The sequence below is a fragment of the Thermoleptolyngbya sichuanensis A183 genome, from assembly GCF_013177315.1.
Taxonomy (GTDB): Bacteria; Cyanobacteriota; Cyanobacteriia; order Elainellales; family Elainellaceae; genus Thermoleptolyngbya; species Thermoleptolyngbya sichuanensis.
Map to the genome: position 1 here is coordinate 124290 of NZ_CP053661.1, position 12535 is coordinate 136824.

Sequence of the window (12535 nt, forward strand, 5' to 3'; positions counted from 1 at the left end):
GAAATGGCAAAACTGGCACGTTTCGTGATAGAAAACCTCTTCTTTTTTACCAGGCGTGATCCTGCATAGGCAGGGGCAGAGCGCCAAACTCCCCACCCCTGCCAAACGGGTTGATCTGTCGCACCGATCGCGCCGGAGACTCAAGCCACAAACCCGACTAGCGGCCAGAAACCGTCAGGCTGCTGGGCTTGCCCAGATCTCCGGCCAGCGTAATGCCGCGACTATTGGCGCTGAGATGGCGGACGATGAGATAAACCGTTTCTACCTGGTCAGATGCGCCGATCTTGTCCGCCAGTTCTGCCAGCGAGAGGGGTTGCCCGGTGGCCTTGAGGGTAGCGACGATTTGCCGCTGCAACTCCAGCACCGAGGCCGCTGCCTTTTTGCCTGCTTCTACACCGGGCTGGTGGTAGGCGTTGATATTCACCAGCGAGGCATAGAGGCTAACGGCCCGCTCGTATAGCGCGATCAGTGCGCCGACGATGCGCGGCGTGACTTGGGGAACCGTCACCGTGATCGAGTCGCGCTGGTTTTCGTAGAGCGCCTGACGAGTGCCTTGTAGCAGCCCCGATAGAAAATCGCCGCTGGTGGCTCCGGGTTCCACCTCGATCGAGTCGCCCTGGCGATCGCCCAGCACCTCAATAAACGTGACAAAGAAATTGGGCACACCCTCCCGAAGCTGCTGCACATAGGCGTGTTGGTCAGTAGATCCCTTGTTGCCGTAGACCGCAATGCCCTGATAGACCTTATTGCCGTCGAGATCGGTTTCTTTGCCCAGCGACTCCATCACCAGCTGCTGCAAATAGCGTGAAAACAGCAGCAGGCTGTCTTTGTAGGGCAGCATCACCATGTCTTTTTCGCCCTTGCCGTTGCCCGCGTAATACCAGCACAGCGCTAGGAGGGCGGCAGGATTGTTGCGAAGATCGGGGACGCGGGTGGCTTCGTCCATTTCCTTTGCGCCGTCCAGCATGGCCTGGATATCAATACCTTGCAGCGCCGCAGGCAGCAAGCCCACGCTGGAGAGTTCGGAGGTGCGACCGCCCACCCAGTCTTGCATGGGAAAAGTGGCCAGCCAGCCCTCGGACTTGGCAATGCCATCCATCTTGCTACCGGGCATGGTGACAGCGACGGCATGTTGCCCAAAGTTTAGCCCGTGCTTTTCGTAAAACTGCTTGACTTCCAACATGCCATTGCGGGTTTCGGGCGTGCCGCCGGATTTGCTGGTAACCAGAACCAGCGTGCTGTTCAGCCGGTCTTTGAGCCGATTTAGCACGCGATCCATGCCTGCGGGGTCGGTGTTGTCAATGAAGTGAATTTTGAGCGGCGCGGGTTCTGGGCCGAGCGCTTCGGCGACAAACTGCGGACCGAGGGCAGATCCACCGATGCCGACCGATAGCAGGTCGGTAAATTTCGTGGCTTGGGGCGGGCGAATTTCGCCTGCATGAATTTTGGCAACAAACTCTTTGATGCTGGCCAGGGTATCCACGATTTCGGCTTTGATCTCCGGACTGGGCGAGAGGTCGGGGTTTCGCAGCCAGTAGTGGCCGACCATGCGGTTTTCGTCGGGGTTGGCGATCGCCCCTGCTTCCAGCGCCGCCACGTCCTTAAACGCTTTCTCAAACTTGGGTTTCATGCGCTCCACAAAGTCATCGGCAAAGCGCATCCGGCTAATATCGAGATACAGACCCAGCCCTTCATGAAAGTAAAGCCAGTCTTGATAGCGTTGCCAGAGTGCAGTGGCATCCATCATTGTTTTTACCCTTTGCATTCATCACCCCACAGTTTAGCGGCCCGGTTTGCAAGACAGATGAAGCTTTGGACACGTCAATTATTTAGATTTCCCGTAGCTCGGATGAGTTTTTGCGGGGTCTTGCTTAGAGTTGCTGTAGAGGCGCGGGATGGGGACGACGGGCGATCGCCCCGATCAACTGATCCCAACAAACGGCTCAACCCAACTCATGGCAATCGAGGCGGCGATTTTGGGCGCAGCGCAGACCAACCCCCATTCGGCCGCCGCCATCGGCAATCAGTCGGCGATCAACCGGCGATCAATCTATGATGCAGAGAGGATTTCCGCCATCCTCGCGCCCCTGGGGAAATGATATGGTGTTCTAGATGAAAGACCTCGAACACTACTACCGAGTCCTGGATTTGGAGCCTGGTGCGTCCCTCGAAGAGGTGAACCAGGCTTACAAAGACTTGGTGTTTGTATGGCATCCCGATCGAATTCCGACTGATAACGAGCGACTGCATCAGAAGGCGCAGGAAAAGATTAAGGAAATTAACCAGGCGCGCGATCGCCTCCGCACCTTTTTGAAATCCGACGCTGGATCAAGCGCTGCCGCCAGCCCATCGGCTCAATCCACCAGCAGCGCTCGTCCAGAGCCATCCCGCCCCTCCTATTCCCGCGCCCGCTATCGCCCGCCCGCCCGCCCCGGATACGCCCAAGGCTCCACTTATAAAGGTGCATCCGACCCCAGTTCTTCCTATCGCGGCGCAGGCTATCCCGGTAGCGCGTACTCAAGCTATCCCGGTGCTGGGTCGTCTGGCTCCAGTTATTCCGAATCCACCTATTCTCACTCCACAGCCAGAGGAACGGCTGGCCCATCAGGACACCACTCCACGCGGCCGCCCAGCGGGAATGGCAACAGCGCCCACGCCTCCGGCAATAGCCACACCAGCCACACGCATCCAGGCAATTCCCACAGCAGCCACACCAGCCCGCCTCCGCCGGAACCGCCGCCCCGTCCCCCCCGTCGCCAAGACCCCGACCTCAGCGGCAGTGACCTGAGCGGGCGCGATCTGCGCGAAAAAGACCTGAGCGGACGCAACCTGAGCAATGCCAACCTCAGCGATGCCAACCTTAGCGATGCCTTTTTGCACCGCGTTAACCTGAACCATGCCAACTTGGAGCGGGCTAACCTGTTTCGCGCCAATTTGCTAGAAGCCGATCTCAGTCACGCCAACCTGCAAGATGCCAACCTGATTGGCGCAGACCTCAGCGGGGCAGACCTGCGCGGCGCAAACCTGCGCGGGGCCCGCATGGGCGTGAAGGATCGGATCATGGTGAAGATGACGGGGGCATACCTCAGTGGGGCAATCATGCCGGATGGAGAGGTTCATGCCTGACGGGGGGCTAGATTCGGAGAACATCGCGCCCTCACTCTCCCTCTACTCACTCTCTCTCTACCAGCACCAAATAGCCCACCAAGTCTGAGGGAGACGCTGCGCCACTCGCCTGGGTCAGGGCTTGCAAAATAGCAGGCATATCGGCCTGTTGCAGATTGCCGGATTCGTCGTATTGCTCCAGGGCGGAGAGGCAGCCAATCGCAGGACTCCAGCCATAGCTATGGGGGAAGCGGGCGCTGTTGGCAAAAAAGGCGGGGTCTTCGCCGGAGCCGTGGATGCGAAAGAGTCCCCGACCCATGCGCCCGGCCCAATAGCTTTGGTAAATCGGGAAATAATTGCGCCAGGACGGGGGCAGCAGGGCGCGATATTGGGCGATCGCCCCCACGGTTCCCGGCTGTCCTGGCAAGAATTCCCGCACGCCGGCCTCATGGGGCACGTACAGATTCACGCGGGGAAACTGCCCGTAGGCGCGGAAGGTGTCAGCACTGGGCGATCGCACGCCTTCAATCCGATAAATGCCCTGGGGTGTGTCGCCCCGCGTCAGGTTCCAGCGTAGCCCGTGGAGCGATCGCCGCAGCAGTGGCACTGACCATCGCGTCCCGTCTGCCCGTTCCACAAACGCTCCTGTCCAGTCTTTGACCGTCAGTTGACACAGGGCCGTGCGATCGCGCGGACACAAGACATAGGCGTGCATCTGGTTGGGCGCAATTTGCCAGTCCAGCAAATCTTGCAGCGGCGGCAGGGCCGGCGGCGCATCCAGTGCTGCCACGTCGCGCAGGGTCGTTTCCAAAAGCGGCTCCTGCTGCCAGGTGGAGAAGCGCTGCCGGACGCGATCGCCCCACTGCCGACGATCTGCCGGATGGTCTGTAGCCTGCGCCAGAGCCGAGAGGGCGATCGCTACCCAGCGGGGGTTCTCGCTGCGCTCTAGGACTTGCTGAAACTGTGCTGCAATTTGCGGAGACGAGGTTTCGCCGAGCAAGCGCTGCGTCCCCACCTGAAGCGCCATTTCCACCACCGACCGCTGCGCCGACGAAAACCCCAGCTCATCGGGCGAATAGGCAAACTCTAGCAGCCGCGCGATGGCCGCATCGATCGATTCATCGGCCGGTTCCAAGATTGCTGTCGCCCACAGCAGCCCGCGCCAGTGGACGACCGTCTCCTCCGTCAGGGGATATTGCGCTAGGTCATAGTGTTCTGGACGAATTTTGTCCTGCTGTTCTTGGCGGAATGCCTGACGTGCGGCGGCGGTGGCCTGCGGCTGGCGGGTTCCGGCAAGGGCAGCCGTAGCCATGCCGACACTGAGCAGCACCCCCACAGCCAGCACTCGCCCAGCCCAAAACGCCAAAGCAACAGGCTGAACGGCTGTCTGGAACGGGTAGGGCGATCGCCCATGCGTTAAACGGTTCGCTAAACTGCTGGAATTCACTGAGAAGAAAACTATCGAAACATCAGGCACATCACTGTCCCTGCAAATCTTAGCAAACCCGCATTTCAGCGGTCTCGCTCTATGCGCCGACGGCTTCTTTGGCCGCGTAGAGGACTTCGGCGGTGATAGTTTCAATCCCGCGATCGCGGGCAAATTTTTCGGTGTTGCGCTTCACCTTGCCGCGCACAAAGCCGGGAATGCGGTTCAGTTCTGCTAGACCATCCTTGCTCCACGCCAGATCAGAATCCGCCGAAACGCCCTTCGTAATGACCTCTTTGGTATCGTGCCCGCCAAAGATTTCCAGCAGGTGATCTTCCATGCCCAGCGTGAAGGAGTTGTAGATCAAATCCGCGATCTGATTCGTCCCTTCGTACCCCATAAATGGTTTATAGCCGATGGGGAAATTCTGGATATGAATCGGCGCGGCGATTACCCCACAGGGGATATCCAGCCGTTTGCCGACGTGGCGCTCCATTTGCGTACCAAAGATGGCAGCGGGTTCCAACCGGGCGATCGCATCTCCAATTGCACCATTGTCATCGCTGATCAAAATCTCATCGCAGTAGCCGCGCACCTGTTCACGAAACCATTCAGCATCGTATTTGCAATAGGTTCCCGCCAGCACCACACGAATGCCCATTTCCCGCGCCAGGATCTTGGTAATCGCCGCTGCGTGAGTGTTGTCGCCAAACACGACCGCCTTTTTACCCGTTAGGTTTTGACAGTCAATCGAGCGCGAAAACCAGGCCGCTTGCGAGACGAACAGCGTCTGGTCTTGAATGAACGATTCATAGTCTACGTTTGCGCCCTGCTGGTTCAAAATGATTTGAATTGCTCGAATACAGCGAGCTGTTTCCACCACACCCATTGGCGTAATGTCTACAAAGGGCATTTCAAATTCAGCTTGCAAATACTCCGCAGTCATGCGCCCCAGTTCGCGATAGGGAACCAGGTTAAACCAAGCGCGGGGCAGGTTCTTTAGCTCATGCACCGATGCGCCTTCAGGAATGACCGCGTTGACCTGAATGCCCAGGTCACCCATCAGTTTTTTCAGTTCGCGACAGTCGTGCTGATTGTGAAATCCCAGCGTGGAAATACCGATGATATTGACGGATGGCTCCGTCGTTTTATCCGTCCGCAAATCATCTTTTTTGCGGGCCTTTTCAATGTAAAACTGCACGATTTGATGCAGCGTGCGATCGCCCGCTTGCAGTTCATTCACCCGGTAATGATTCACATCTGCCAGCAGCACATTGCTTTTCGCCTCTAGCTGCGCCCGCTCGACAAAGTTCTGCAAATCTTCTTGCAAAATGCTGGACGTGCAGGTGGGTGTCAGCACGATTAGATCGGGGCGTTCTTCTTTGTCTTTGCGCGTGATATTGTCTACTACTTTTTCCTGCGAACCGCGTGCCAAAACGTTGCGATCCACAATACTCGCCGTGACAGGCGTGAAGTCTCGCTCCCGTTCCAGCATCGATCGCATCACGTTGAAATAGTCGTCCCCCAACGGCGCGTGCATAATGGCGTGGACGTTCTTGAAGGAACTGGCTACCCGCAATGTGCCAATGTGGGCTGGGCCAGCGTACATCCAGTAGGCAAGTTTCATAGGGGTTTGGAGTTGGGGACAAGGAGGCGCAGCAAGCCCAGATGTAGAGCGGGCACTGGCTCCGTTTACGATATTCGATTGTCGCAGAGGATGGGGAACCCGGGGTGCGGGCTGTAACGGACGGAAATGTGGGGTTTAGCCAGAGAGCGATCGCCCAATCTCTTGCCTGGTCGATGTTGTGGCGATCGCCCTCCACCCATGTCCCTGCACCTACCGCAATGATTCTTGAGATTTCGTCATAACCTGCAAGCTCTGAAACCTGACCCCCGGCACAGGGCAGACAAATGCGCTTGGGGCCTCAACGAGATCAACGAGATTGCTGAAGAGAACCACTGGCTAAACCTGCGTCAGGTATTGGATGTGGGGCTTGAGCTTATCCCACTGGCATGGCCGCTCCTGCATGGCTTGACGGGTCAGCAGCGGGGGCAGGAACGACAATGTAGCCCTGAGTGCGATCGCCCAACACCCAGTTTCTCGCATCGCCCCAATACCACCAGTGGGCGGCAATGTAGGCACACACAATGCTGTCGAGCATGTCTTCTACGGCCTTCAAGTCCACACCGCGCATGGGAATATCGGGCAGGGTTTGATCGGGCATAAAATGCAGCGCCGGGGTCAGGACAGGCAGCACGGTCAGGACATAATGCCGCAGTTTAGCGAGTTCGGCACGACGTTCGGCAACAGTGCCCTTTTTATATTTCAAAATGCGCGACAGCCCAAACAAATGCACCATCGCTGGGTGCGGGAAAGATTCGATTTGAAAGCGGATGGGAGCCTGGGGCTGAATCGTCGGGGCGTGGGCAAAGCCGCGAGCCTCCAGGCTGAGGCCAAGCTGCACTGTGCGCTGGGCAAACGGGAGTCCCAGATTGGCCGGATAGCAGCCCGCGTGATAGCGTCCAAAGTGCTTGTGGGCCAGGCGATCGGGGAGGCGCATTCCGGTGGCATTGGGAATTAGCGTGGGCGCATCAACTGCCACCCCCGCAGGCTCTTCTGGCGACACGCAGGCATCGATCCAGGCCAACAAGTCGGGAATATCGGCAAGACGGGTGAGATCCTTCAGCCACAGAGCGTTGTCCTGAAAAACCAAGCAACAAAGACCACTGGGCTGAGAAGTCCAGCCAAAATCGATGCCAAGAAACTTCATAAGTAGATAGACCAGATTAAAAAACAGACCCTGAACCCTGCGCCGCCCGCTGCGCGGGCGGCGCAGGGTCTTTGGGTTTTATGTTTATTTATTAATGTCCACCTATTTAGTAAGGATTTAGAAGGGATTTACGTAATTTTGATATCCCAGGCTGATATTTATTTGCATCACTCAAGCTGCATCACTCAGGCTGCATCACTCAGGGTGTATGACTCAAGTTGCATAGCTAAGTTTGGACGACCAGTAGGTTTCTGTAGCTAAAAGCCCTGGCTCCCTACTTGGTTCCTTAAATTTGGTTCCTTAAATATTGACTGCTCCTGCCCCCACCCTAAGGAGACTCCTCATGGCTGAAATTGTTGAGTGCCCAAGCTGCGGCAAAAAGACGGTAGTCCTGGCTGGCCCCAATCTCTACCAGTGTCTCTCTTGTGACTTCAAGCGTGACCTTTCAACCCCCAAAGATCCCTCGCCCAACAACGACTTTCCCTGGATTTGGATCACGCTTATTATTCTGATGCTCATGTCTTACTTCCAGCCCATCTTGCGGGATAACCGCCCGGTTCAACAGACGCGCCGAGTCGCACCATCTTCAATGCTTTATTTTTGAAGATTTAGGAATTACGCACTAGGGCGGTTTCTCGCGGGCTTTGTCTACAAGAAACCACCCAAAATCCAGAAAGCTTGTCGTAAATGCGTAAGTCCTGGCATTTTTGAAGCAGACGCTTGGGGCGTAATCGATTGCGCTACCCGGTGGGCAGTGTTTGCCGCAGGTACAGTTGCAGCGCTGCCCGCCACACCAGGTAACCCTGCGAATTGAGATGCAAACCGTCCGTGCTGAGGAACATCTTAAGGTTGCCCTGGGCGTTGGCAAAGAGCGGATACAGATCGAGATAATAGGCTCCTTCAGACTGGGCGATCGCCGCGAGTTGTTGATTGAGCGCCCGAATGCGGCTGTTGGGTAAGGCTAGGAGGCGATCGCGCCCTTCCCAAGTCGCCTGCTCTGCGGCATGGGGCAGGATGGACTGCACCAACACCTGCGTTCCAGGGTGGGTGTGGCGCAGATAGCGCACAATATCTCGATAGTGGGACAGGATGGCTGCATCGTCTGCGCCCCAGATTAAATCGTTGATGCCGATCATCACCACGATAGTTTGGGGCTGCACAGGATCGAGGAGATGGAGGCGTGCCCGCAGCCGATCGGTAGTGTCCCCCGAAATGCCCTGATTAATCCAGTTGCGCTCTGGCGGCAGCAGGTCGGGCGGAAACCATAGACTGATGGAATCGCCCAGCAGCACGGCCAGCCGCTCTGGTGGATTTTCGGCGGCGGCGATCGCCTCTTGCTGCAACAGGTCAACCCACTGCTGATAGTTCAGCAGGTGGCGCGTTCCGGTCTGGGTAGCGGGTGGGGGCGCAGCTTGTGGGGTCTGGGGCAACGCCTGGGACAGGGCGCTGGGCGCGAGGCGAGTGTGGTGATGCCGCAGCAGGGTTCCCGTAAGCAGGGTCAGCATCACGGCATTGGCTATCAGGGAAGCCCGCACAATTGGCGGCTGCGATCGCCACTTTGCCCGCAGTTGCCGCAGCCGAGCTTGCAGCCGGGCCCAATAGGGCGCGAGGTAGATTGCAAACTGAAGAGAGCGATCGCGCATCGGTCTTATCTCTCAGTCCTTTTTGCTCAGGGTTGAAAGCCGGATGTAAAAAGCGGCAAGCCTGATCAAGCATCAAGACTCACCGCTTATGATACTGAATCTCTTCTAGTTCTGAGGGAACCCAAGACAGAAAGTCAGCGATTAGTTCGGATTACCCGCAATGCCCGTGGAGGTGCTGCTGGTGGTGTAGACACCCGAAGGAGCGCCCGTCGCATCTTTCACAAAGCCAGCGTAGGCTTCCATGCCGTGCTCGCCAATGTCCAGACCCACCAGTTCTTCTTCAGCAGTCACTCGAATACCCATCAGAGCCTTGAGCGCATACCAGAAGATGGTAGACAGGACGGTGATGATCAATCCACAGAGCAGCGTACCGCCAAGCTGAATGCCAAACTGGGTCAAGCCGCCGCCATAGAACAGACCCGCCAGCGGACCTTCGCCATCACCATACAGCGTACCGTCGGGCCCTTTGGCGAACAGACCCACTGCCAGCGTACCCCACAGACCGTTCACTAGGTGAACCGAGGTTGCGCCCACCGGGTCATCAATTCGGATGCGGTCGAAGAAGCCGACAGCCAGCACCACCAGGATGCCGCCGATCAGTCCGATGATGGCCGCAGCGCCCGCAGTAACCCAGGCGCAAGGGGCGGTGATTGCCACCAGACCGGCCAGAATGCCGTTGATCGTCATAGACAGATCAGGCTTGCCCAGTAGAGACCAAGCCGTGAAGGTCGCCGCCACGCCACCAAAGGCAGCCGCGATGTTCGTGGTCAGCGCGATGTGGGCGATCGCCGAACCGTCGCCAACCCCCATCGTCGAACCGGGGTTGAAGCCAAACCAGCCCAGCCACAGGATCAAGCAGCCCAGCGTGGCAATGCTCATGTTGTGACCCGGCAGGGCATTGGGAGTACCGTCCTCGTTGTACTTGCCAAGACGGGGCCCAAGGATAGCAGCACCCATCAGCGCAGCCCAGCCACCCACGGCGTGCACCACCGTCGAACCGGCAAAATCCCAGAAGCCAGCATTGCCCAGCAAACCGCCACCCCAGACCATGTGGCCCGTGATGGGGTAAGCAAGACCCACCAGCAGCAGACTGAAGAGCATGAAGTCAATGAACTTGATGCGCTCAGCAACCGCCCCAGATACGATCGTTGCGGCAGTTCCAGCGAACACCAGCTGGAAGAAAAACTTGGCAGCCAGCGGCACGCCCGCCCAGCTAATGGCGCTGTACACGCCTTCGTAGGCATCACCGGTTGCAGGGCTATTGTCTGCGCCAGAGAGGAAGAAGGGCGCAGCCGTACCAAAGAAGGGGTTGCCATCGCTGAACATCAGACCCCAGCCGATGAACCAGTAGGCAATCGTAGACAAAGCGAACACGATTAGGTTCTTGGAAAGGATATTAACAGCGTTCTTTTGGCGGCAAAAGCCCGTTTCTAACATCCCGAAGCCTGCGTTCATAAAGAACACGAGCACCCCTGCCAGCACCACCCAGAGGGTGTCCAGCCCGACCCGCAGTTCGTCTGTGGTTGCAGCCAGAGACTCGACCGTGGGTGCATCCTGGGCGACCGCAGCCGTGCTGCTAACCAGCAGGATCAGCGCCACCAAGGGAATGCAGGCTTGCCAGGTTGGAGAGAGAGAATTGATGGTCGCCCGGGGGCGCTCTAAAAGCATTTTGGCGATCGCAGACAGACCGCGCCGATCGATCAGCGGCTGCCGTCTGTTTCGCTTTCTGAGAACTAATCTAGACATTGGTGGACGTTCCTTGAACGTAGATAAACTAATGACGCGGCTCAAAACTGACACCGCATCCCCAGATCGAAGAGGAGGGTAATAGACCAGCCCAGATTTCAAGAGCCAGGTCAGCTTGGCAGATTATATGATCGCCACCGCTCCAAGCAATTGCATCTGTGGCAAAAGATGCCAGCAGACTCAAAGCCATAGGCAAAAGCCTATGGAAACTTGGCGCAGGGCGTGAATCAATTAATACAGATTCCACCAATGAAGAGAAAGTAAATCTGTATCCTGAATTACAAAACCAGATCTTCGACCCAAATCCCCCTACAGGTGGGATCAGGGAAAGCCTACCCCGCAGAGCCTACAGCACTTTGCGCTAGAGCAGAACTGGGCGTTTAAGGGACTCACACCATAAGAGACTCACACTACAGACTGCTGCAAGCCTTGTCCGTCCGCCAGACGATCCAGGATTTGCCGGAGGGCGATCGCCGTCCAGTCGATATCGGCTTCGGTCGTATAGCGTCCCAAGGTGAGCCGAATGCCGCCTGTGGCCTGGCGATCGCCCAGTCCCATCGCCCGCAGCACAGGGCTGGGCTGGAGCTTGCCGCTGTTGCAAGCAGAGCCAGCGCTAATGCCAATACCCGCCAGGTTCATTTGGCGCACCAGGGTTCGACCCGTCAGGGCTTGTCCGTCGGCATGGCGCAGGCAAAAGCTGACGTGGTGGGGCAGTCGATGCAGGCGATCGCCCGTGGGGATGAGGTCTGGCACATCGGCCAACTGGTCAACCAGGCGATCGCGCAGGGAGACCAGCCGGGGCGTTTCGCTGGGTAGCTCGCGGGCAGCCAGTTCTGCGGCCATGCCAAATCCGGCGATCGCGCCCACAGCCTGGGTTCCCGACCGTAGTCCCTGCTCTTGGCCGCCGCCGCCCAAAAGCGGAGCCAGCGCCACGCCGGGCCGTACATACAAAGCCCCCACACCCTGGGGCCCATAGAGCTTGTGGCTGGACAGCGAGAGCAGATCTACAGGCAACCGCTGCACATCTAGCGGCAGCCGCCCCGCCACCTGCACCGCGTCGGTATGAAACCGTGCGCCATGATCGCGGGCGATCTGTCCTAGCACTTCGATCGGCTGGAGCGTCCCGATTTCACTCTGTCCGTAAATGATCGAAACCAGAACTGTGTTGGGTCGCAGGGCTGTCTGCAAGTCGGCCGGATCGACCCGCCCTTGGCGGTTGACCGGAAGCCACGTCACCTGCCAGCCCTGGCGCTCCAACTGGCGGGCTGGTTCCGTGACGGCCGAATGCTCGACGCTGGACACGATCAAATGCTGGGGCGCGGAATATTGACGTGCTATGCCACAGAGAGCCAGGTTATCAGACTCGGTGCCGCCGGAGGTAAACACAATGCTGTCAGGCGGTGCGTTGATCAGGGCAGCGACCTGGGCGCGGGCCAGTTCCAGGGCTTCGGTGGCCCGCTGCCCCCACTGATGCAGACTGGAGGGATTGCCCCACTGCTGAGTCAAAACGGCGTGCCAGCGGGCGATCGCCTCTGGGCGGGTGGGCGTGGTGGCGCTGTAGTCCAGATAAATCTGCATCGAGCATTCCCCGCAAACTCCATTTCTCAGGATATCGCGCCCCGATGGCAGCAGCGGAACATCCCTGTTCTAGCTCGATGTTCTAGCTCGATCTCAACCCGTCCCGTCTCAACTCGTGCCGTCTCAACTCGTGCCGTCTCAACTCGTGCCGTCTCAACCCGTCCCGTCTCAACTCGTGCCGTCTCAACTCGTGCCGTCTCAACTCGTGCCGTCTCAACCCGTACTGATGGAGTAGCTTGTTTTTCCATGCAAATATAAAAAATGCC

The 12535-nt window shown here is 58.0% G+C and carries 11 protein-coding genes; 4 read left to right on the plus strand and 7 right to left on the minus strand.

Annotation, left to right across the window (positions count from 1 at the left end; translation table 11 throughout):
- Positions 1 to 157: 157 nt before the first annotated feature.
- A complete protein-coding gene (locus tag HPC62_RS00535; protein WP_172358696.1) occupies positions 158 to 1744 on the minus strand; it encodes a glucose-6-phosphate isomerase in 1587 nt (528 codons plus the stop codon).
- Positions 1745 to 1895: 151 nt separating this feature from the next.
- Here HPC62_RS00535 and HPC62_RS00540 point away from each other — a divergent pair, with 151 nt between their 5' ends.
- Complete coding sequence (locus HPC62_RS00540) at positions 1896 to 2099, plus strand: hypothetical protein (RefSeq protein WP_172353288.1); 204 nt, start codon at positions 1896 to 1898, stop codon at positions 2097 to 2099.
- A 13-nt stretch (positions 2100 to 2112) separates the two neighbouring features.
- Complete coding sequence (locus HPC62_RS00545) at positions 2113 to 3126, plus strand: pentapeptide repeat-containing protein (protein WP_172353289.1); 1014 nt, start codon at positions 2113 to 2115, stop codon at positions 3124 to 3126.
- Between the two features lie 46 nt (positions 3127 to 3172).
- Here HPC62_RS00545 and HPC62_RS00550 read toward each other — a convergent pair whose 3' ends face one another.
- A complete protein-coding gene (locus tag HPC62_RS00550; RefSeq protein ID WP_172353290.1) occupies positions 3173 to 4552 on the minus strand; it encodes a hypothetical protein in 1380 nt (459 codons plus the stop codon).
- Positions 4553 to 4631: 79 nt separating this feature from the next.
- Positions 4632 to 6158: a ferredoxin:protochlorophyllide reductase (ATP-dependent) subunit B gene (bchB, locus tag HPC62_RS00555; protein WP_172353291.1), complete on the minus strand. Its 1527-nt coding sequence runs from the start codon at positions 6156 to 6158 to the stop codon at positions 4632 to 4634.
- A gap of 104 nt (positions 6159 to 6262) precedes the next feature.
- Here bchB and HPC62_RS00560 point away from each other — a divergent pair, with 104 nt between their 5' ends.
- Complete coding sequence (locus HPC62_RS00560; RefSeq protein ID WP_172353292.1) at positions 6263 to 6400, plus strand: hypothetical protein; 138 nt, start codon at positions 6263 to 6265, stop codon at positions 6398 to 6400.
- Between the two features lie 131 nt (positions 6401 to 6531).
- Here the strand turns inward: HPC62_RS00560 and HPC62_RS00565 are convergent, their stop codons facing one another.
- Positions 6532 to 7302, minus strand: a complete 771-nt coding sequence (locus tag HPC62_RS00565; protein WP_172353293.1) for a DUF429 domain-containing protein — start codon at positions 7300 to 7302, stop codon at positions 6532 to 6534.
- Positions 7303 to 7645: 343 nt separating this feature from the next.
- Between HPC62_RS00565 and HPC62_RS00570 the strand changes: the two genes are divergently transcribed.
- Complete coding sequence (locus HPC62_RS00570; protein ID WP_068508703.1) at positions 7646 to 7906, plus strand: hypothetical protein; 261 nt, start codon at positions 7646 to 7648, stop codon at positions 7904 to 7906.
- Positions 7907 to 8042: 136 nt separating this feature from the next.
- Here HPC62_RS00570 and HPC62_RS00575 read toward each other — a convergent pair whose 3' ends face one another.
- The 3 genes from HPC62_RS00575 to HPC62_RS00585 form a co-directional block, all read right to left on the minus strand.
- Complete coding sequence (locus tag HPC62_RS00575) at positions 8043 to 8945, minus strand: SGNH/GDSL hydrolase family protein (RefSeq protein ID WP_205370828.1); 903 nt, start codon at positions 8943 to 8945, stop codon at positions 8043 to 8045.
- A 141-nt stretch (positions 8946 to 9086) separates the two neighbouring features.
- Complete coding sequence (locus HPC62_RS00580; RefSeq protein WP_172353294.1) at positions 9087 to 10691, minus strand: ammonium transporter; 1605 nt, start codon at positions 10689 to 10691, stop codon at positions 9087 to 9089.
- Between the two features lie 405 nt (positions 10692 to 11096).
- Positions 11097 to 12269, minus strand: a complete 1173-nt coding sequence (locus tag HPC62_RS00585; RefSeq protein WP_172353295.1) for a cysteine desulfurase family protein — start codon at positions 12267 to 12269, stop codon at positions 11097 to 11099.
- Positions 12270 to 12535: the final 266 nt, after the last annotated feature.